19 protein-coding genes are annotated in these 19,754 nt (G+C 64.2%); 8 read left to right on the top strand and 11 right to left on the bottom strand.

Annotated elements, in window-relative coordinates:
• The first annotated feature begins 5 nt into the window (after positions 1–5).
• Positions 6–3,092 carry a molybdopterin dinucleotide binding domain-containing protein gene (locus C5P05_RS30335; RefSeq protein ID WP_114973597.1) on the top strand — a complete coding sequence of 1,029 codons (3,087 nt, stop codon included), beginning with the start codon at positions 6–8 and terminating at the stop codon, positions 3,090–3,092.
• A 14-nt stretch (positions 3,093–3,106) separates the two neighbouring features.
• Here C5P05_RS30335 and C5P05_RS30330 read toward each other — a convergent pair whose 3' ends face one another.
• From C5P05_RS30330 to C5P05_RS30280, 11 genes are all read right to left on the bottom strand, one after another.
• Complete coding sequence (locus tag C5P05_RS30330; RefSeq protein ID WP_114973596.1) at positions 3,107–3,742, bottom strand: response regulator transcription factor; 636 nt, start codon at positions 3,740–3,742, stop codon at positions 3,107–3,109.
• Positions 3,735–5,504 (bottom strand): sensor histidine kinase, encoded by a 1,770-nt coding sequence (locus tag C5P05_RS30325; protein WP_198674916.1) that lies wholly within the window; start codon positions 5,502–5,504, stop codon positions 3,735–3,737. The genes C5P05_RS30330 and C5P05_RS30325 overlap by 8 nt, the downstream gene beginning before the upstream one ends.
• Before the next feature lie 220 nt (positions 5,505–5,724).
• The gene (arsH, locus tag C5P05_RS30320; RefSeq protein WP_114973595.1) at positions 5,725–6,447 is read right to left on the bottom strand and encodes an arsenical resistance protein ArsH; all 723 of its coding nucleotides are present in this window, start codon (positions 6,445–6,447) and stop codon (positions 5,725–5,727) included.
• Between the two features lie 4 nt (positions 6,448–6,451).
• Positions 6,452–6,874 carry an arsenate reductase (glutaredoxin) gene (arsC, locus tag C5P05_RS30315; protein ID WP_114973594.1) on the bottom strand — a complete coding sequence of 141 codons (423 nt, stop codon included), beginning with the start codon at positions 6,872–6,874 and terminating at the stop codon, positions 6,452–6,454.
• Entirely contained in the window at positions 6,871–7,935 is a 1,065-nt protein-coding gene (gene arsB, locus C5P05_RS30310) for an ACR3 family arsenite efflux transporter (RefSeq protein ID WP_114973640.1), read from the bottom strand. The genes arsC and arsB overlap by 4 nt, the downstream gene beginning before the upstream one ends.
• 88 nt (positions 7,936–8,023) lie before the next feature.
• The gene (locus C5P05_RS30305) at positions 8,024–8,524 is read right to left on the bottom strand and encodes an arsenate reductase ArsC (protein WP_114973593.1); all 501 of its coding nucleotides are present in this window, start codon (positions 8,522–8,524) and stop codon (positions 8,024–8,026) included.
• Position 8,525: 1 nt separating this feature from the next.
• Positions 8,526–10,409 carry a TRC40/GET3/ArsA family transport-energizing ATPase gene (locus C5P05_RS30300; protein ID WP_114973592.1) on the bottom strand — a complete coding sequence of 628 codons (1,884 nt, stop codon included), beginning with the start codon at positions 10,407–10,409 and terminating at the stop codon, positions 8,526–8,528.
• Between the two features lie 124 nt (positions 10,410–10,533).
• Entirely contained in the window at positions 10,534–10,920 is a 387-nt protein-coding gene (gene arsD / locus C5P05_RS30295; protein WP_114973591.1) for an arsenite efflux transporter metallochaperone ArsD, read from the bottom strand.
• A gap of 60 nt (positions 10,921–10,980) precedes the next feature.
• A complete protein-coding gene (locus C5P05_RS30290) occupies positions 10,981–11,337 on the bottom strand; it encodes an ArsR/SmtB family transcription factor (protein WP_114973590.1) in 357 nt (118 codons plus the stop codon).
• A 125-nt stretch (positions 11,338–11,462) separates the two neighbouring features.
• A complete protein-coding gene (locus tag C5P05_RS30285) occupies positions 11,463–11,690 on the bottom strand; it encodes a hypothetical protein (protein WP_114973589.1) in 228 nt (75 codons plus the stop codon).
• Positions 11,687–11,902 (bottom strand): cysteine-rich CWC family protein, encoded by a 216-nt coding sequence (locus C5P05_RS30280; RefSeq protein ID WP_114973639.1) that lies wholly within the window; start codon positions 11,900–11,902, stop codon positions 11,687–11,689. The genes C5P05_RS30285 and C5P05_RS30280 overlap by 4 nt, the downstream gene beginning before the upstream one ends.
• Before the next feature lie 131 nt (positions 11,903–12,033).
• Here C5P05_RS30280 and osmF point away from each other — a divergent pair, with 131 nt between their 5' ends.
• The 7 genes from osmF to C5P05_RS30245 all read left to right on the top strand — a co-directional run bounded on the left by osmF (position 12,034) and on the right by C5P05_RS30245 (position 19,654).
• Positions 12,034–12,957, top strand: coding sequence for an ABC transporter substrate-binding protein (osmF, locus tag C5P05_RS30275; RefSeq protein WP_114973588.1), 924 nt, complete (start codon positions 12,034–12,036; stop codon positions 12,955–12,957).
• A 21-nt stretch (positions 12,958–12,978) separates the two neighbouring features.
• Positions 12,979–14,187 (top strand): ABC transporter permease, encoded by a 1,209-nt coding sequence (locus C5P05_RS30270; protein ID WP_232834731.1) that lies wholly within the window; start codon positions 12,979–12,981, stop codon positions 14,185–14,187.
• Entirely contained in the window at positions 14,184–15,125 is a 942-nt protein-coding gene (locus tag C5P05_RS30265; RefSeq protein ID WP_114973587.1) for an ABC transporter ATP-binding protein, read from the top strand. Before C5P05_RS30270 ends, C5P05_RS30265 begins: the two co-directional genes overlap by 4 nt.
• The gene (locus tag C5P05_RS30260; RefSeq protein ID WP_232834724.1) at positions 15,085–15,912 is read left to right on the top strand and encodes an ABC transporter permease; all 828 of its coding nucleotides are present in this window, start codon (positions 15,085–15,087) and stop codon (positions 15,910–15,912) included. Before C5P05_RS30265 ends, C5P05_RS30260 begins: the two co-directional genes overlap by 41 nt.
• A gap of 23 nt (positions 15,913–15,935) precedes the next feature.
• Positions 15,936–16,673: an FFLEELY motif protein gene (locus C5P05_RS30255; RefSeq protein WP_114973585.1), complete on the top strand. Its 738-nt coding sequence runs from the start codon at positions 15,936–15,938 to the stop codon at positions 16,671–16,673.
• A gap of 47 nt (positions 16,674–16,720) precedes the next feature.
• Positions 16,721–17,644, top strand: a complete 924-nt coding sequence (locus C5P05_RS30250; RefSeq protein ID WP_114973584.1) for an MBL fold metallo-hydrolase — start codon at positions 16,721–16,723, stop codon at positions 17,642–17,644.
• A 96-nt stretch (positions 17,645–17,740) separates the two neighbouring features.
• A complete protein-coding gene (locus C5P05_RS30245; protein ID WP_114973583.1) occupies positions 17,741–19,654 on the top strand; it encodes a diguanylate cyclase domain-containing protein in 1,914 nt (637 codons plus the stop codon).
• The last annotated feature ends 100 nt before the right edge of the window (positions 19,655–19,754 follow it).

Raw genomic sequence — 19,754 nt, 5'->3', positions numbered from 1 at the left:
TCATCATGAAAAACACACGTCGCCAACTCATCGCCGCCGGCGGGCTCACCGCCTTCACCGTCGGTTTTTCGCAAACCCTGGGCCGTATCGCCGACAAGGTGATGGGTAAAGATGCGCCCAAGCACAATGTCTGGGGCAATGCCGCCGCACCCGAATTCACGGTGGACCCCATCACCGGCAAGCTGCAGCCCAACCCCGCGCAGCAGGTCAGCTACACCGCCTGCCTGGGCTGCACCACCCAGTGCGGTGTGCGGGTGCGCATCGACAAGGCGTCGGGCCGCATCATTCGCGTGGCAGGCAATCCCTACAGCCCGCTCTCTACCGAACCGCACCTGCCGATGAAGGCCTCCGTCAAGGAAAGCCTGATCGCCATGTCGCGCTTTCAGGATAAAGGCCTCGTCGGCCGCTCGACCGCCTGCGGCCGGGGTAACGCTGTGCTGTCGCAGATCAGCTCGCCATTTCGCGTCCTGACGCCACTGAAACGCGTCGGCCCACGCAACTCCGGCAAGTGGGAGCCCATCGCCTTTGACCAATTGGTCAGGGAAGTGACTGAAGGCGGTGACCTGTTCGGCGAAGGTCCGGTTGCCGGCCTCAAGGCCCTGCGTAAACTGACTACGCCGATCGACACCGCGCAGCCCGAATTCGGCGCCCAGGTCAATCAGGTAGCGCTGCTCTCCAGCGTCAATGACGGCCGTGAAGCTTTCGCCCGGCGCTTCTGGAACAATTCCTACGGCACCCTCAATTTCGTTGGCCACGGCTCCTACTGTGGCGGCGCCTACCGCTCCGGCTCCGGCGCCTTGTTCGGCGACATGAAAAAAATGCCGCACGGCAAGCCCGATCTGGCCAACAGCGAGTTCGTCATCTTCATCGGCACGGCGCCGGGCAATGCCGGCAACCCGTTCAAGCGTACCGGCGCCATGCTGGCCAAGGGGCGCAGCGACGGCAAACTCAACTATGTGGTGGTCGACCCGGTTCTGACCAACGCCGACAACCGCGCCGCCGCCGACCGCGGCCGCTGGATTCCGATCCGTCCCGGCACCGACAGCGCACTGGCGCTCGGCATGATGCGCTGGATGCTCGACAACGGGCGCATCAATACCGCCTACCTCGCCAACCCCAACCTCACGGTCGCCGAACAGCAGGGCGAGCCGTCCTTCTCCAGTGCCACCTGGCTGGTCATCACCGAAGCGGGTCACCCGCGCCAAGGGCGCTTTCTGCGCGGCTCCGATATCGGTTTGCCACTTGCCGAGGAAGAGCGCTACAAGGAGAGCGATTCCTATCTGGTCCTCGGTGCCGACGGCAAGCCGGCGCTGGCCGGTGAGGCAAGCGGCCCGGCCGCACTTGACGCCCAGGCCAGCCTGACCGTTGACGACAAACCGCTTGCGGTGCAAACCGCCTGGCTGCTGCTCAAGGCATCCATTGAGAAGCAGACGATTGAGCAATGCGCCCAAGCCTGCGGCATTGCGGTACCCACCATCAGCGCGCTGGCCGCCGAGTTCACCAGCCACGGCAGGAAGGCGTCAGTCATCGCCCACGGCGGCATGATGTCGGGCGCCGGCTTCTACAACGCCTTCTCGGTAATGACGCTCAACCTGCTGATCGGCAACCTGAACTGGAAGGGCGGCCTGGTCATGAACGGCGGCAGCTTCAAGGACAACGGCGAGGGGCCGCGCTACAACCTCGACAATTTCCCCGGTGCGATCAAGCCCAAAGGCACGCCACTTGGCCGTAACGCGCCCTACGAAAAAACCAGCGAATTCGCGCGCAAAAAAACCGAAGGCAAACCCTACCCGGCACAGTCACCGTGGTTCCCGAACGCACCGGGCCTGGCCACTGAATGGTTCACCGGGGCCATGAACGGCTACCCCTACGGCATTCGGGCTCTGATCCTGTGGAGCTCCAACCCGCTCTATGGCATCCCCGGTTTGCGCGCACAGATCGAAAAAGACCTCGCCGATCCGAAGAAAATTCCCCTGATCATCTCAGTCGATCCGCTGATCAACGAAAGCAACGCCTTCGCCGACTACATCGTGCCGGATTCACTGATGTACGAAAGCTGGGGCTGGAGCGCACCGTGGGCGGGTGTGCCGACCAAGGCCTGCACGGCGCGCTGGCCGGTGGTCGAGCCCAAGGCGGCGAAAACGCCGGACGGTCAGGCCATTGGCATGGAAACCTTCTTCATCGCGCTGGCGAAAGCCATGGCGCTTCCCGGCTTCGGGCCGGAGGCCATGAGCGACATGGATGGAAAGCCATTACCGCTGGAGCGCCCCGAGCACTGGTATCTGCGCGGCGGCGCCAACATCGCCTGGCTCGGCAAGGAGCCGGTGCCCGACGCCACCGACGAGGACCTCACGCTGTCTGGTGTCGACCGGCTGCGCCCGCTGCTTGAGGCTAACCTGAAGCCCGAGGAGTGGCGCAAGGTGGCCTTCCTGTTCACCCGGGGTGGACGCTACCAACCCGCCAAGGACGCCCAGGACGAGAACAATCCCGAATGGCAGACCAACCGTTTCAAGAATCCACTCTGGCTATGGAGTGACATGGTCGGTGGCAGCAAAAACAGCATCACCGGCAAGCGCTTCACGGGCTGTGCCAGCTGGCAGCAACCCGCCTTTTTCGACGGCACGCCGATGCGCAAGATCTACGGCGAAGCGAAGTGGCCGCTGCAGGTGGTCAGCTTCAAGTCGGCGCTGCAAAACTCCTACAGCATCGCCGCTACCCGGCTGACCGGAGTTCACGCCAACAATCCGCTCCTCGTGCATCCGGCCGATGCCGCCAAGGCGGGACTGAAGAGCGGCGACATTGCCACCCTGAGCACGCCAGGCGGTGCCGTCAAAACGACCGTGATCGTGCATGAGGGCGTGATGCAGGGCGTCGTCGCCATCGAGCACGGCTTTGGCCATCGCGAGCTCGGCGCCCGCGCCCACCGCATTGGCAAACTACAGCAGCCGGACAAGCCCGCATTGCGCGCTGGCATCAACATCAACGACCTCGGACTCGCCGACCCCACCCGGCCCGGCAAATCAGTGTGGGTTGACGCCATCGCCGGCACCGCTGTACGCAACGGCCTGCCCGCCAAACTGGACCGCGCCTGAGCGCGACGGTATCCTCAACCGAGCGCCTGTGGGTCGACCCACAACATGAGGCGAGCCAGTTCGGCGGCACTGCTGACCTCGGCTTTTTCCATGACGTGCTGGCGATGCACATGCACCGTCTTTTCGCTGATCTCGAGGTCGCGCGCCACCAGCTTGTTCGGCAGGCCAAGCGCAACGAGGCGGGCTACTTCCCGCTCGCGTGGCGACAGGCGGGCGAGCAGCAGTTGCCCGCGCTCGCGCCGTTGCTCTGCTACCCGCTGTTCGCCGCCGTGGCGCACGGCGGCGCCGACTGTATCGAGCAAGGTTTGATCGCGAAACGGCTTTTCGAGAAAATCAAAAGCCCCCTGCTTCATCGCCTGCACCGCGAGTTCGACGTCGCCGTGCCCAGTCATGAACACCACAGCCGGCGTCCAGCCCCGTGCGCGCAACGCCTGCTGAAGTTCAAGCCCATTCATGCCGGGCATGCGGATGTCCAGCACGAGACAGCCGAAATCCGCCGGCGGCACCGGGCAGGCCCTGAGAAAGTCGCCCGCAGAGGCGTGCGCGAGCACCGGCCAGCCGAGCGATTCGAGCAGAAAAACGAGCGAGCGGCGAAACGCCGCGTCATCGTCCACGACATGGATCACCGGATTGTTAGCAAAATCAGTCATGAGTGGGGAGCGTAAAAGTGAAGACCAGTCCAGGCCCTTCGGCCGGCGGCTGGGCCGAAAGGCGGCCGCCGTGCGCTTCAATGATGGTGGTGCAGATCGACAGGCCGAGCCCCAGGCCGTCCGTCTTGGTGGTAAAAAAAGGCTCAAACAGATGTTCTTGCGCCTCGGGGGCGAGGCCGCGCCCGTAATCACGAACCGCAACGTGCAGCGTGCCGTTGTCCGGTCGCAGAACGATGTCCAGGCGGCGCTGGTCGTCAGGTAAATCCTGCATCGCGTCCAGCCCATTCTTGAGCAGGTTCAGCATGATTTGCTGGATCTGCAGGGGATCAACCTCAACCACACAGTTTGCTGCCGTTCCCTCATCCACCCGAATCTCGGGCCGGTTTGAAAGCATCCCCGAAAACAGTACAACCGTTTCGCGCACCAGCTCGGCCAGAACACGGCGTTCACGCACGGTCGCCCGCTTCCGGGAAAAACCGCGAATGCGACTCAGGATGCCCGCCGCCCGCGCGGCCTGGCCGGCCATCTCGAGGCTGGCCTCACGCACGGCGGCATCGGTCACGCGGCCGTTGTCCACCCGCAGCACCAGGCTCTGCGCATAGTTGCCAATGCTGGCGAGTGGCTGATTGATTTCATGCGCCAGCGTGCCGGAAAGCTCGCCGAGTATTGAGAGGCGTGACAGGTGCTCGACCTGCTCTTGATGCACGCGCATGCGACCTTCAATTGTCTTGCGTTCGTCCAGCGCCTGTCGCAGCGCGGCGGTACGCGCCTGCACCAGATACTCAACCCGCACGGTGTAGATAATCCAGGCGACCATCAGCGTCGCCAGCATGAGTATCAGCGGCCAGTAGCGGACCACAGCCGCCCGCAGCGTGCTTTCCTTGAGGTAGCTGTATGGCCCCGTTTGCAGTTCGCGAAACAGCTCATGGACCGCCTGGTAATCGGCCGGCACTGTCCACGACATGCCTTCCGGCGTCACCGACATGGCGAGTAACGCGATGGCGATGGACTTCGCCAGGGCCGGCGGCGTGCTCCGCAGCGTGGCAATCGGCCAGTCGGGATAAAGACGGGTCGACGTCTGGCAGGGAAAATCCGGCTCGCGGCGTGGCGACAGCACGCGAAAGCCAGACGGAGGGCGTGACGCCAGATTTTCAATGGTGCAGGCCCGAACGATCCCGGCATCGGCGCGGCCTTCGATAACGGCGTCGGTCACCGTGTGCATCGGCAAGCCGACGAAGTCGAGTTGCGCGAAGTCCGTGAAGGGGTCAAGGCCAAGTTGCGCAAACTCGCGCCACGCCACCTGGAAACCACCAAAAGCATTTTCTCCGACGGCGATCACGCGCTTGCCGGCTAGATCGGACAAGGAAACCAAATCTTTGCGGTCGGCCCGCACAATCACGGCCGAACCGACCGCCCGCATCGGTGAAGGTGCCTGCGCGGTATCGAGCGTGGCAATCCGGCTGATGCCGAATTCCATTTCGAGCGCGACATAGCTGCCTGGATTGGTGATGACAAAGTCGACTGACTGGGTGGCCACCGCCTCGCGCAGAGCCGCATGGTCTAGCTGAATGAGAACCGGCTTGTAGCCTGGAAGCGCGGCCGCAAGATGATTGACCAGCGGCGTCCACTGGCTGGTCATTGCCTCGGTGTCGAGAAAGGCCAGCAGGCCAATGCGCACGGGACGTTGTTCGCCGGAAGCCGCGAAATTCAGAGTGGACAAAAGAATCAGCGCGAGGAAGACGCGGCGACGGAGAAAAAACATGTATGGGGGAGGGGTCAACCAACGCATGCAACTCATCTTACAGCGGGTACATTTGGGACCTTGGATACTCGTATAGTCGCAACTTCGGGAGCCGGTACAAGGGAATATTGACAGAATAAGTTGAGTCGACAGGCCTGATTTGGAGGGTCTTGATTTCCTTGAATTAATTCGCCTCCAGCCCGCGTACCTCATGCGCTAGCAGCTATCAAAAAATGAGTAGTCAGATAGCCTTCTGGTTGACCCGCCTGGACAGCTCCTCGGCGCTTTCCTTGCGCTCACTGTAGCGGTCCACCAGGTAGGGCCCGATGTCCCGGGTCAACAAAGTGAACTTGACCAGCTCTTCCATCACGTCCACCACCCGATCAAAGTAGGCCGATGGCTTCATGCGTCCGGCCTCGTCGAATTCCAGAAAAGCCTTGGCGACCGAGGACTGGTTCGGGATGGTCAGCATGCGCATCCAGCGGCCCAGCACGCGCAACTGGTTGACGGCGTTAAAGGATTGCGAGCCGCCGCACACCTGCATCAGCGCCAGCGTCTTGCCCTGCGTCGGTCGCACGGCGCCAACCGACAGGGGAATCCAGTCGATCTGGCTTTTTATGATGCCGGTCATGGCGCCGTGGCGCTCGGGCGAGCACCACACCATGCCTTCCGCCCAATGCGCCAGCGCCCGCAACTCCGCCACCTTGGGGTGACTCTCGGGTGCGTCGTCGGGCAGCGGCAGGCCGCTGGGGTTGAAGATTTTGACCTCGGCGCCCATGGCCGTCAGCAGGCGCGCGGCCTCCTCGGTCAGAAGCCGGCTGAACGAGCGTGCGCGCAAGGAGCCGTAGAGCAGCAGAAACCGCGGTGCATGGGTGCTGGGCACGGCGGGGCGCAGTTGGGCAAGGTCGGGAACGTTGAAACGTTCGGCCTTGACCTGGGGCAGATCGGCTAACAAGTCGGACATCGGTTCAGACCCGTCGGCCTTGCTCGTCGATCACCGCTTCGCCATCTTCCTTGGTGAAGGCGCCCTGTTGCGGCTGGGGCAGAATGTCGAGCACGGCTTCGGACGGTCGGCACAGGCGCGCGCCCAGCGGCGTGACGACGATAGGACGGTTGATCAGGATCGGGTGTGCCAGCATGGCGTCGACCAGCTCGTCATCGGTCCACTTGGGGTTGTCCAGGTCCAGCTCTTGGTAGACCGCTTCCTTGGCGCGCATCACCTCGCGCACCGGCGTGCCGAGGGCACCAATCAGCGCCACCAGCTCAGTCCGGGTCGGCGGTGTTTGCAGATAGGGAATGACACGCGGCTCGACACCGCTGTTGCGGATCAGTGCCAGCGTGTTGCGCGAGGTGCCGCACTTGGGGTTGTGAAAAATCGTGATGTCGGTCATGGCTGGGTTCTTTCAGAGCGGGACGCTGGCGCTTGGTGGGTCAAGCCGCGTTCGTACCAGGGTTTGGAATTGTTGACAATGTAGACGACCAGCAGCATCACCGGCACTTCGATCAGCACGCCCACCACCGTGGCCAGTGCCGCGCCCGAGTTGAAGCCAAACAGGCTGATGGCCGCTGCCACCGCCAGCTCGAAGAAGTTGGAGGCGCCAATCAAGGCCGAGGGGCAGGCGATATTGTGTTTTTCACCGACTGCGCGGTTCAGCCAGTAAGCCAGCGCAGAGTTGAAAAACACCTGGATCAAAATCGGCACGGCCAGCAAGGCAATCACCAGCGGCTGCTTCAAAATCGCCTCACCCTGGAAGGCGAACAGCAGCACCAGCGTGGCCAGCAAGGCAGCGATGGACCAGGGGCCGATCCTGTGCATGGCGGCGTCAAATGCGGCCGGTCCCTTGGCCATCAAGGCCTTGCGCCACAGCTGCGCCAGCAGCACTGGAATCACGATGTACAGCCCCACTGAAATCAGCAGCGTTGCCCACGGCACGGTGATGGCCGAGATGCCCAGCAAGAACGCCACCAGCGGCGCAAAGGCGATCACCATGATGCTGTCGTTCAGCGCCACTTGCGACAGGGTGAACAGCGGGTCACCACCGGTAAGCCGGCTCCAGACAAACACCATGGCGGTGCAGGGCGCGGCGGCCAGCAAAATCAGGCCGGCGATATAACTGTCGAGCTGGTCGGCGGGCAGCAGCGGCGCAAACAGATGGCGGATGAACAGCCAGCCGAGGAAGGCCATGGTGAACGGTTTCACCAGCCAGTTGACGAACAGCGTGACGCCGATGCCCTTTACATGCTGGCGCACCTCGTGCAGCGCGCCAAAGTCCACCTTGACCAACATCGGAATGATCATGACCCAGATCAGCACACCGACGGGCAGGTTGACATTCGCCACCTCCATGCCGCCGATGGCCTGAAACACACCGGGCAGCCACTGGCCGAGCACAATGCCGACGACAATGCACAGGAATACCCAGACGGTGAGATAGCGCTCGAAGAGGCTCATGGCGCCTGGATTGCCGCGCTGCGCTCGCAACGACGAAGCAGCAGCGGTCGCCGGTTGGGTGCTGTCTTGACGTGGGGCGTCCATGGTCTTACCCCTTGGCCAGGTCGCGGGCCGTACTCTGCAGCAAGGTCTTTTCCAGCTTCGCGGGGGGCAGGCTGATCAGCAGTTCAAGCCGGCGTTTGAGCGCGTGCAGGGTCTGGCGAAAGGCTTCCAGCTTCTGGGCTTCCGAGCCATCACCGACCGACGGGTCGGGGTAGCCCCAGTGCGCGGTAGCCGGCTGGCCGGGCCAGTAGGGGCAGACCTCGCCGGCGGCGTTGTCGCAGACGGTGATCACCAGGTCCATGTGTGGCGCCTCCGGGCTGGCGAATTCGTCCCAGCTCTTGCTGCGCAGACCCGCCACGGCAATGCCCGCGTTTTGCAGCACTTGCAGGCCCAGCGGGTTGGGTTGTTGATTGTCGCGCGGGCTGCTACCGGCCGAATAGGCCTTGAAGCGACCCCGGCCGATGTGGTTGAGGATGGCTTCGGCCAGGATGCTGCGCGCCGAGTTGTGGGTGCACAGGAACAAGACGTTCAGGACTTTGTCGGTCATTTCAGATTTCCTTGGGAGTTAGTGTTTTGGTGGATGGATTGGCGGCAAGTTGCAAAAGGCGTTCGACGCCAACCGGTTCGTCTTGCAGCAAGGGCACCAGGGCGTAACGCTGGGCGTGGCGGCTGGCGACCGCTTCGATCTCGCGCAGTTCGTTGCGGGCGCGTTGGCGTAACAAGGGTGACGTAAGCGGCGCGGTCATCGAGGTGGCCGCCACGCTGTTGTTGATGACCCAGGCCCAGGGCGCGATGCCGGCGCGCTGCAGGTCGGCCTGCAGATTGGCGGCCTCCAGCACCGGCGTGGTTTCGGCCAGCGTCACCAGCAGTACCTTGGTTTGCTTCGGGTCTTGCAACTGCATCATCGGTGTCGTGAAGTGCATCTTGCTGGCTTCCATCTGGCGCGCGATGTCGCGGTGGTAGGCGCCGGTGGCGTCCAGCAGCAGCAAGGTGTGGCCGGTGGGCGCGGTGTCCATCACGACAAACTTTTGCCCGGCCTCGCGAATGATGCGCGAGAAGGCCTGGAACACGGCAATCTCTTCGGTGCAGGGCGAACGCAGGTCTTCCTCCAGCAGGGCGCGGCCGGCGGCGTCGAGCTTGGCGCCCTTGGCTGCCAGCACTTGTGCGCGGTAGCGTTCGGTGACTTCGTGCGGGTCGATGCGGCTGACCGTCAGGTGTTCCAGCGTGCCGTGCAGGGTCTCGAGCAGATGCGCGGCGGGGTCGGAGGTGGTCAGGTGCACGCTCAAGCCGCGGTGCGCCAGCTGCACCGCCACCGCCGCCGCCAGCGTGGTTTTGCCGACGCCGCCCTTGCCCATCAGCATCACCAGACCGTGGCCGTCGGCGGCGATCTCGTCCACCAGCTGCGACAGGCTGGGGGCGGTAAGGGAACCGGGTTCTGCCAACTCCGTCATTGCGAGCGAAGCGCGGTAATCCATATCGCGGGCACGCCATTCTGGATCGCCACGGCCTGCGGCCTCGCGATGACGGACATCGGCTGCGACTGGAGCGCTAGATGTCAGCAGCTGGCGCAAAGCGTCCAGCCCCACCAGATCAAACGCCTTGAGCGGAATCTGGTCCGTCGGCAGGGCCAGCAGCGCGGCGGGCAGGACCGTCAGCGCCGCCTGTTCGCGCCGGCGGATGGCGGTCGCCAGCGGGTCTTGCGCGACCTCGTCGGATGGAAAGACGCCGTTGATCACCAGAAACTGTTTGGACAGGCCAATGCCGGCCAGCTCGTCATGCGTGCGCGCCGCCTCGCGCAAGGTGGAGGCTTGCGCCCGTGCCACCAGCACCAGGCGGGTGCGCGCGGGGTCGGCCAGCGCGTCCACCGCCGCCTTGTATTGGGTGCGCTGTTTTTCCAGCCCGGCCAGCGGGCCCAGGCACGAGGCATCGCCCTTGCCGTCCTCCAGAAAGCCGCTCCACGCGCCCGGCAACTGCAGCATGCGGATGGTGTGGCCGGTGGGTGCGGTATCGAAAATGATGTGCTCGAAATCGTGCGTTAACGCGGAATCGATGAGCAAGGCGGTGAATTCGTCAAACGCCGCAATCTCGGTGGTGCAGGCGCCGGAGAGTTGTTCCTCGATGCCTTTCACCACGCTGTCGGGCAGCTTGCCGCGCACCGGCCCGACGATGCGGTCGCGGTAGGCCTGCGCGGCGGCTTGCGGGTCGATCTCCAGCGCGCTCAGCCTGGCCACGCTGGGGATGGCGGTGATCTGGTTGCCGATCGTGATGCCAAACACCTGACCGACATTGGACGCCGGATCGGTGCTGACCAGCAGCACGCGCTGGCCCGCCGCCGCCAGCTGGATTGCGGTGGCACAGGCAATCGAGGTCTTGCCGACGCCGCCCTTGCCGGTGAAGAACAGGAAACGCGGGGGCTGATCGAGGAATTTCATAGTTGGTTTCTTTCAACGCTGATGAGCACTTGAATCCGTCATTGCGAGCGCAGCGCGGCAATCCATGACTCCTGGATTGCCGCGCTGCGCTCGCAATGACGGGCTTCTGGTACGCGCCTGTGGATCAGCAGCAGCGACCGCCGGAGCAGCAGGCGCCGGGGGCTGGGGCGGACTGTTCCATCACCGGTTGTTCGGTGGCGGACTGGACCTTGTCCGCCAGCCAGCGCGTCAACTCGTCGCGCGTCGGGTAGCGCCCGGCCAAAGCCAGTTCACCGTCCACCAGCGTCACCGGCAAGGCGCTCTCGCCGGAGCGTTCCAGCAGGCCCTTCACGACGGCATGCTCGGCAAAAACCATCGGTTGTTGCGCCAGGTTGAAGCGCTCGACCAGGGCGCCGTTCTGTTGGGCCCATGCCACGTCGGCCGCAAAACTGACCAGCGCCTGGTCCACTTCGACACCACAAACGCCGCTGCTGCAGCACAGGGCCGGATCAAAAACCTGGATCTTCTTCATTTTGAAACTCCATCAAAGGTTGAAATAACAGTCGTGCAAGGCGCACCCCTCTGCACCGACTCAGGCCGGCGTCGGGAGCAGCGCCGCCTCGGCGCAGGCCAGCGGCGGGCACAGGTCGCTGCATTGCTCGGGATGGCCGGCGCAGCATTCTTCGGTCAAATATCCGATCAAATCCTGCATCAGGCTAAGGTTGGCGCGGTAGCGCTGGAAGCGCCCTTCCTGCACCACGGCGACCAGCTGCGCATGGGTCAGCGCCTTCAGGTGAAACGACAGATTGGTTGGCGGCACCGCCAGGGTGCTGGCGATTTCTCCGGCGACCAAGCCCGCCGGTCCGACTTTGACCAGCAACCGGTAGATGTCCAGGCGCACGCCGGACGAGAGTGATTCAAAGACGGCGATAGCTGATAATTTATCCATTGTTCAATTCTACAACTTATGTTGAATTATTGAATAAACGATCGGGTTGCTGCAGATTTATACGCCAAATAAGCCTCTAGCCCTCGTCAATAGTGCGCAAGTAGCTATAAATTAGGTAGCGCTTGTCAAGTTGCCCCTGTTTTCGACTTCAAGCGCCACAGGCGCAGCGCCAGCAACACCAGCGGCGTGGCATGCAGGAACAGGTCGAAGATGTCTATCGGGCGCGCCAGTGTGCCCTGCCAGAGCATCCTGAGTTTTTCAATCAGGTGCGGCTCGGGCGTGATCGGCGCGACCGCCATCCAGAGCGCCAGCACGCTCAACCAGAGCAGCGGAAAACGGTCCAACCAGCTCATGGTGCGACGGTCCGCGCGCAGGCGGCGCAAATACAGGCCAGGCGGCGGGCGGGCTCCGGCACGCGCGCCAGCAGTTCGGCCCCGAACGTGGCCTGGGTGCACCAGCAGGGTGGTTGCTTGACGCCGGTGGCGCGTTCCACCTGCCCGGCGCACTGGTTGGATTGCCCGCACAGCGGGCAGACGGTGGGATCAGGGGGTGGGATGATGGGCATGACAAGGCTCCAGCGCCGAAAATTTAAGAGTCCTATTTTGACGGGTTTGGGGCCTATGCGCGGTTTGCGCAACTGCAATTCACCGGCATGCTGCAAAATCAAAACAACTCTTTTCACGAAAGGCCCATGCCATGAAACCTATCCAACGTCGAGCCCTCATGCTGTTCACCGCGTCCTTGCTGGCCGGCGCTGCGCTGGCGCAGCCGGCAGCGCCGGTGCGGGTTGGCTCCAAGATTGACACCGAGGGCAAGTTGCTGGGCAACATGATCGTGCTGGCACTGGAGGCCGGCGGCATCAAGACCGAAAACAAGTCCTCGCTCGGCAACACCAAGGTGGTGCGCGGCGCCATCACGGCGGGCGAGATCGACATCTATCCGGAATACACCGGCAACGGCGCCTTCATGTTCGCCGAGGAGTCCAACCCGGCCTGGAAGAACGCCAAGGCCGGCTATGAGCGCGTGAAGGCGCTGGACTTCGAGAAGAACAAAATCGTCTGGCTGGAGCCCTCGCCGGCCAACAACACCTGGGCGATTGCGGTGCGCAAGGACGTGGCGACGGCCAACAAGCTCAAGACGCTGGACGACATGGGCAAATGGATCAGCGGCGGCGGCCAGTTCAAGCTGGCGGCCTCGGCCGAGTTTGTGGAGCGTTCGGACGCGTTGCCGGCCTTCCAGAGCGCCTACGGCTTCAAGCTCAAGCCCGAGCAGTTGCTGACCCTCGCTGGCGGCGATACCTCGGCCACCATCCGGGCGGCGGCCGAAAAAACTTCCGGTGTGAATGCCGCCATGGCCTATGGCACCGACGGCCCGGTGGCGGCGCTGGGCCTGGTCATCATGGACGACCCCAAGGGCGTGCAGCCGATTTATGCGCCCACGCCCATCGTCCGCGACGAGGTGCTGAGCAAGAACCCGAAGATCAGGACCATTCTGGCGCCGGTGTTCAAGGCGCTGGACGGCCCGACCTTGCAGTCACTCAACGCCAAAATTCAGCTCGAAGGCCAGGATGCCAAAAAAGTGGCGGGCGACTTTCTCAAATCCAAGGGCCTGATCAAGTAGCTCGGGCCTGAGCGCTTGAGCGTGCTACGCGGGGCACTGCCGGTGCGCTGGAATCCGGTCGCGGCGGTACTTGCCTTCATCGGTGTTGGCGCCGTCGCCGGCCTGCCGTTCCTGCGCGTGGCGCCGAACCGGCTGGTGTCGGGCGAGGCGGTTTCCCTGTTGCGGACGCTGGACGGTCCGTCGTGGGGCTGGCTCGCCTTGTTGCTGGCGCTCATGCTGGCCCCGCTGCTGCGACCGACGCGTGCCGTCCTCTGGTTCCAGGTGATCGGCGCGGTCGCCCTGCTGGCGGGCTTGCTGGCCGTGGCGGGGTCTTATGCCAGCCAGGTGGCATTGACCGAATCGCCGCTGGCGCGTACCGCGTTGGGCGGCGCGTTCTGGACGCTGTTGATCGTTCTCTGGTTGACGGTGGTGGACGCCTTGCAGCGTCTGCAAGTGGGGCTGGCGGTTCGCATAGCGGTGCTGCTCATGGCGGTGATTCTCTTCTCGCTGCCGCTGCTCTCGGGCGCGTGCGATGCGCTGTCGATCATGAAGGAATGGGCCAACCAGTCCGGGGTGTTCGGAGCGGCCGTGCTGCGCCACATCGCCATTGTGCTGGCGGCGCTGCTGCCCACGCTGTGCCTGGGCCTGCCACTCGGTTGGTGGGTCTGCAAATCCGCGCGCGGGCGTCAGGCGCTGTTCCCGGTGCTCAACATCATCCAGACCATTCCCTCGATTGCCCTGTTCGGCTTGCTGATGGCGCCGCTGGCCTTGCTGGCTGCGGCCTATCCGACGCTGGCGCGGGCCGGCATCAGCGGCGTTGGCATGGCGCCGGGCGTCATCGCGCTGATTCTCTACAGCCTGCTGCCGGTGGTGCGCGGCACGCTGGCCGGGCTGGAACAGGTGCCGGCCGCCGTGCGCGAGGCGGCGCGCGGCATGGGCATGTCGCCGCTGCAAATTTTTTACCGGGTGGAGGTGCCGCTGGCGCTGCCGGTGCTGCTGGCGGGCGCGCGCACCGCCACCAACCAGGCGATTGGCCTGGCGGCCGTGACGGCCCTGATTGGCGCGGGCGGCCTGGGCGCCATCATGTTCGAGGGCCTGTTCAGCAGTGCGCATGACCTGGTGCTGCTGGGTGTGCTGCCCATCGTCGCGCTGGCGGTGCTGGCGGACACTGCGTTCAAGGTCCTGATCACGGTGACACAAGGCCCCCAGACAAGGCTGGCGACCGGGCCACAAGCGGCGCTGCAGCCATGATCGAATTCCAAAACATCAGCAAAGCCTACGGCGGGCTCAAGGTCATCGAGGGCCTGAACCTCAAGATCGAGCGCGGTGAGTTGCTGGTGGTGATCGGCGCCTCGGGCTCCGGCAAATCCACCCTGCTGAAGATGATCAACCGCATGGAAGATCACGACGCCGGCCGCATCCTGTTTGAGGGCGAGGAAATCTACAAATTCAAGGTGCGCGAGCTGCGTTTGCGCATGGGCTACGCCATCCAGTCGGTCGGCCTGTTCCCGCACTGGACGGTGGCGCGCAACATCGCCACCGTGCCGCAGATGCTGGGTTGGGAGGCGCGGCGCATCGAGCAGCGCGTGACCGAGCTGCTGCAGTTGTTTCAGCTCGACCCGGAGCTGTACCGCGAGCGCTATCCGCACCAGCTCTCGGGCGGCCAGCAGCAGCGCATCGGCGTGGCGCGCGCCCTGGCCGCCGACCCGGCGGTGCTCTTGATGGATGAACCCTTTGGCGCGCTTGACCCGGTGACCCGTGCTGCCCTGCAGGCGGAGCTGAAACGTGTGCACCAGCTCTCGGGCAAAACCATTGTGCTGGTCACGCACGACATCGACGAAGCCCTGTTGCTGGCGACCCGGATCGTGCTGCTCGACCAGGGCCAGATCGTGCAGGTGGGGACACCGCTGGAACTGCTGACGAATCCGGCCAACGACCTGGTGGTGGACTTTGTCGGCCGCAGCGACATCGGCATCAAGCTGCTCTCGCTGCAGAGCGCCGGCAGCCTCGCCCGCAGTGAGCCAGCGCAGACCGGTTGGAGCTTGCCGGCGCAAGCCTCGTTGCGCGAGGCGGTGTCGTTCATGACCCAGCATCAGCTGGCCCAAGTCAACCTCGTCGATGCGTCCGGCGAGCCGGCGGGCGTGCTGCATGCGGCCGACATTTTTGCCCGGCATGGCACGGCCCCCTGAGCGCCGCGCCATGACGGCCTCTTTCGCCACGTCCGCGATCGCCACCGGTCCGGGCCGGCCGCGCTTCTGGCAAGGCGGCCTGCTGTGGGCCAGCGCCGCGCTGCTGGCCCTGGTGCTGTATTTGCCCCACTCCCGGCCCTTGTTCTCCAGCCTGTTCCCGGCTTTGGAGCGCCCGGTCTACCAGCAGGAACCGTTCGCCGAGCTGCTGTGGCAACACTGCAAACTGGTCGGTATCTCCAGCCTGCTGTCAGTGCTGGTCGGCAGCCTGGCCGGCATCTTCATCACGCGGCCCGCGGGCCGGCAGTTCAGCTCCGTGGTGCAGGCGCTGGTGGCCATGGGGCAGACCTTTCCCCCGGTGGCGGTGCTGGCGGTGGCGGTGCCCCTGGTCGGCTTTGGCGAGCTGCCGGCGCTGTTCGCCCTGGCCCTGTATGGGCTGCTGCCGGTGGTGCAGGCCACCGTGGCCGGTCTGCACGCGGTGCCGCCCGCGGTGCGCGAATCGGCCACCGGCATGGGCATGTCGCCGTGGCAGTGTTTTTGGCAGGTGGAGGTGCCGCTGGCCCTGCCGGTGTGGATCGCCGGCATCCGCACCTCGGTCATCATCAACATCGGTACGGCAGCCATCGCCTCCACCGTGGGCGCCAAAACGCTGGGCTCGCCCATCATCGTGGGCTTGAGCGGCTTCAACACCGCCTACGTATTGCAGGGTGCCGTGCTGGTGGGCTTGCTGGCAGTGGTGGTCGACATGGCCTTCGAGCGCCTCGCCCGCCGCGCCGCCTGGCAGCACTGACATTCCGATAGACTGGTACACCCATGAACGCTAGCCAACTTATTCGCGATTCGGTCATGCGCGTCACCGAGTTGCGACAAATAGCCGCCGACACCCCCGGCCTGGCGCGGGCCGTGAGCGACATCAAGCAATTGCAGGCGCGGCGCTTTGCCGGCACGTACTACGACCTGCTGCACTCGGCGCAATTCAAACTCGCCGCCCTGTTTTTTCTGGATGAGCTGTACAGCGAGAAAGACTATTCCGCCCGCGATGCGCAATTTGCCCGAATCGCCGGCACGCTGGAACGCGTTTTTCCGCACCAGGTGGTGCAGACCGCTGTCTCGCTGGCGCAGGTGCACCGCCTGACGGAAGAGCTGGATCTGGACATGGCCCAACATTGGATGACGCACAGCGAGGGTGGTGAAGCGGCGCGTTACTGCCGCGCCTGGCGCGCGGTGGACCGGCGCGCGGACCGCAACGCCCAGCTGAACACAGTGGTGGAGATTGGCCATGAACTCGACCGGCTGACGCGCACCCCCGGCCTGCGCTTCATGCTCAAGATGATGCGCGGACCGGCCAACCTGGCGGGCATGGGTTCCCTGCAAAAATTTCTTGAAGCGGGCTTTGACACCTTTGCCGCGCTGGGCCGCCAGAAGCAGGGCGTCAGCGCTTTTCTGGCGACCGTGCAGGCCCGTGAAGCCGGGCTGGTTGCGCTGCTGTTTGATGCCGACCTTGTCGCCGGCGAAGCCGAAATCACCCGGACACTGGCCCAAGCCCAGTGAGCATGGCCGTTTAAGCGGCCCCACATTAAATCCACAGGAACACACCCTTGCAGCGACCCACGCTTCCCCCTCACATCACCGTTCTGGAACGCGGCTGGCTGTCGTCCAACAACATCCTGATCCGCGGCCGCGAATCAAGTGCGTTGATGGACAGCGGCTACGGCACCCATGCGCCGCAAACGCTGCTGCTGGTCGAATCAGCGCTGAACGGCCGCCCGCTCGATCTGCTGCTCAACACCCACTTGCACAGCGACCACTGCGGCGGCAACGCGGCGCTGCAGGGCGCTTACCCGGCGCTGATGACCCTCATTCCACCCGGCCTGGCCCGGCATGTCAGTCCCTGGGACCCGCACGCGCTGACCTATGCGCCGACCGGGCAGACCTGCCCGCAATTCGGCTTCGATGCGCTGCTGCTGCCAGGCACCGAGATTCGGCTCGGCGACACGCTGTGGCAAATCCACGCGGCGCCCGGGCACGACCCGCACTCGGTGATCCTGTTCGAGCCGGCAGCCCGCGTGCTGGTCTCGGCCGATGCCTTGTGGGAGCGCGGCTTTGGCGTGGTGTTTCCCGAGCTGGAAGGCGTGGATGCCTTTGCCGCCGTGGGGGACACGCTGGACCTGATTGAATCGCTCGCGCCGGCGATCGTGATTCCGGGCCACGGCCCCGCCTTCGCCAGCATCGAGACCTCGTTGGCCAGCGCCCGCGCGCGCCTGGACAGCTTTGTCAGCCATCCGGAAAAACACATCAGTCACGCCGCCAAGGTGCTGCTGAAGTTCAAGCTGCTGGAAGTGCAAAGCCTGGCGCTGCCGGCCTTCATCGCCTGGGCGCGCGCCACGTCGTACTTCCTGCTGATTTACAGCACGCATTTTTCCGAGCTGGATTTTGCGCAGTGGGTCGAAAACCTGATTGCGGATTTGATTCGATCCGGCGCGGCAACGCGCGATGGGCTGATGATTCGAAATGCCGGGTGAGGGGTACCCGCTCGTACAATTAAGGCCCGCTTATGTCTGTAGCCTTGGCCGGGCCACGCGCGCAACGCGCCAGCGTCATGCCTTATTGAACTCACCATGCACCAAATGATCGTTGCCACCCGGCGCCAGCACCGCATCCAGTGGCTGCTGGTGGTTTTGCTGTTGGCGCTGCTGGGTGCGGCCCTGGCTTATCTGGTGCTGGATGAGCGCCAGCGGCTGCTGCAGCGCGAGGGCAAGCGCCTGATGGACCAGGCCCGTGTGGTGGAGGAAAACATTGGCCATCAACTGATCGGGGCGAGTGCCGCGCTCGACAGCGTGCGCAAGGACATGGCTTACTTTGCCACCGCCGAGGGGCAAGGCGCGGCATCGCGCCACCTCGCGGCCCTGAGTGCGGCCATGCCCGGCGTGCGCACCATGCTGGTGGCGGACACCCAGCGGACCATCCTGGCCTCGAATCGTGAAGAACTGCTGGGCGGCCAGGTGCGCGAGCGATCCTATTTTGGGGCCGCGAAGAGTCATCCGCAGCTCGACACGCTGTATGTGAGCGAACCTTACACCACGACCTTGAAGGTTTTCTCCCTCAACCTAGACAAGATTTGGACCGATGCCCGCGGCAACTTTGCCGGCATCGTCATTGCCACGCTGGACCCCGACTACTTCGCGGTCATGCTGCGCTCGGTCCTGTATGCGCCCGACATGCGCGCCGCGCTGGCGCACTGGGACGGCAAGATCCTGATGGCCATGCCGCAGCAACCGGGCACCGAAGGCAAGAACCTGGCGGTGCCCGGCTCCATGTTCAGCCGCCACCGCGACAGCGGCAAGACCGAGAACCTGATGACCGGGATTGTTTATAGCACCGGTGAAGAACGCATGATGGCCATCCGGACCATCGCGCCCCAGGCCATCGGCATGGACAAGCCCCTGGTGCTGGCCGTGAGCCGCGAAATGGGTGCCTTGCTGCTACCGTGGCGCAGCACCGCACTGCTCTATGGCCAGATGTATGGCCTGCTGGCGCTGTTGCTGCTCGTCAGTGTTTACCTGTCGCAGCGCAAGCAAATGGCTTTATTGGCGCTGACCAAGGCGCGCGAGAAAGAGACGGCCGAGCAAGCGCAGCGCATGGATCTGGCGCTGGCCGGCGCCGACCTCGGCTTGTGGGACGTGGACTTGGTCACGGACAAACGTGAGGTCAATGCCCGGGCGCAGGAAATGATCGGGCTTACCGCGAACGACGCGGTGGAGGATGTTGTCGACTGGCATGCGCGGGTGCATCCAGACGATTTGCCGGCCTTGCGGGCGGCTCGCATCGATCACGAGGCGGGGCGGACCCAGGCTCTTGTCATTGATTTCCGGGTTCGGCATTCGGATGGCCATTGGGTCTGGATTCACAGCCGCGGCAAAGTGACACAGCGTGATGAAAATGGCCGGGCTTTGCGCATGACCGGCACCTACCTCGATGTGACCGAACAGAAGCTGGCGCAGGCGCAGATTCGCGAACTCGCGTTTCTTGACCCGCTAACGCACCTGCCGAATCGCCGCCTGCTGATGGATCGCCTGGGCCAGGCGCGCCTGGCCAGCGCGCGCAGTCATTTGTTCGGTGTCGTGATGCTGTTCGACCTGGATGGTTTCAAGTGGGTGAATGACAAGCTGGGTCACGACATGGGCGACCTGCTGCTGCAGCAGTTGGCCGGCCGTCTGCTGGCGTGCGTGCGGCTCAGCGACACGGTGGCGCGGCTCGGCGGCGATGAGTTTGTGGTGCTGATCCAGAACCTGGGCGCGACGTGGCCGGAGGCGCAAGACCAGGCGCACGGTCTGGCCGCGAAGATCGAGGCCGCACTGCGCCCGCCCTTTGCGCTGGGCGAGCATCAGCACACCATCGGCGCCAGTGTGGGCTTTGCGCTGTTCAGCGGCGAGGACCAGGCGATCGACAGCCTGTTCAAGGAAGCAGACCAGGCCATGTACGCGGCCAAACGGTTCAGGCAGGGGGGCAGTTTGGCGGTTGAAGCTCTGTGAAAAATACGCCTCTCTGCTGATTTTTTGCACGCCATGTACACCTGAAAATGTAGTAACAAAAAGCCTTTCCTCACTGCAGAAGTGTTACTACAATCAGGAT

The sequence above is a fragment of the Rhodoferax ferrireducens genome, assembly GCF_003347515.1.
Classification (GTDB): domain Bacteria; phylum Pseudomonadota; class Gammaproteobacteria; order Burkholderiales; family Burkholderiaceae_C; genus Rhodoferax.
The sequence above is the reverse complement of the archived record's forward strand: the minus strand, read 5'-3'. Positions and strand labels throughout refer to the sequence as shown.

Excerpts from the sequence above, each read along its gene's own strand:
- C5P05_RS30335 (WP_114973597.1), top strand. The coding sequence starts at position 6 with ATGAAAAACACACGTCGCCAACTCATCGCCGCCGGCGGGCTCACCGCC.
- C5P05_RS30330 (WP_114973596.1), bottom strand. The coding sequence starts at position 3,742 with ATGACTGATTTTGCTAACAATCCGGTGATCCATGTCGTGGACGATGAC.
- C5P05_RS30325 (WP_198674916.1), bottom strand. The coding sequence starts at position 5,504 with ATGTTTTTTCTCCGTCGCCGCGTCTTCCTCGCGCTGATTCTTTTGTCC.
- arsH (WP_114973595.1), bottom strand. The coding sequence starts at position 6,447 with ATGTCCGACTTGTTAGCCGATCTGCCCCAGGTCAAGGCCGAACGTTTC.
- arsC (WP_114973594.1), bottom strand. The coding sequence starts at position 6,874 with ATGACCGACATCACGATTTTTCACAACCCCAAGTGCGGCACCTCGCGC.
- arsB (WP_114973640.1), bottom strand. The coding sequence starts at position 7,935 with ATGAGCCTCTTCGAGCGCTATCTCACCGTCTGGGTATTCCTGTGCATT.
- C5P05_RS30305 (WP_114973593.1), bottom strand. The coding sequence starts at position 8,524 with ATGACCGACAAAGTCCTGAACGTCTTGTTCCTGTGCACCCACAACTCG.
- C5P05_RS30300 (WP_114973592.1), bottom strand. The coding sequence starts at position 10,409 with ATGAAATTCCTCGATCAGCCCCCGCGTTTCCTGTTCTTCACCGGCAAG.
- arsD (WP_114973591.1), bottom strand. The coding sequence starts at position 10,920 with ATGAAGAAGATCCAGGTTTTTGATCCGGCCCTGTGCTGCAGCAGCGGC.
- C5P05_RS30290 (WP_114973590.1), bottom strand. The coding sequence starts at position 11,337 with ATGGATAAATTATCAGCTATCGCCGTCTTTGAATCACTCTCGTCCGGC.
- C5P05_RS30285 (WP_114973589.1), bottom strand. The coding sequence starts at position 11,690 with ATGAGCTGGTTGGACCGTTTTCCGCTGCTCTGGTTGAGCGTGCTGGCG.
- C5P05_RS30280 (WP_114973639.1), bottom strand. The coding sequence starts at position 11,902 with ATGCCCATCATCCCACCCCCTGATCCCACCGTCTGCCCGCTGTGCGGG.
- osmF (WP_114973588.1), top strand. The coding sequence starts at position 12,034 with ATGAAACCTATCCAACGTCGAGCCCTCATGCTGTTCACCGCGTCCTTG.
- C5P05_RS30265 (WP_114973587.1), top strand. The coding sequence starts at position 14,184 with ATGATCGAATTCCAAAACATCAGCAAAGCCTACGGCGGGCTCAAGGTC.
- C5P05_RS30260 (WP_232834724.1), top strand. The coding sequence starts at position 15,085 with ATGCGGCCGACATTTTTGCCCGGCATGGCACGGCCCCCTGAGCGCCGC.
- C5P05_RS30255 (WP_114973585.1), top strand. The coding sequence starts at position 15,936 with ATGAACGCTAGCCAACTTATTCGCGATTCGGTCATGCGCGTCACCGAG.
- C5P05_RS30245 (WP_114973583.1), top strand. The coding sequence starts at position 17,741 with ATGCACCAAATGATCGTTGCCACCCGGCGCCAGCACCGCATCCAGTGG.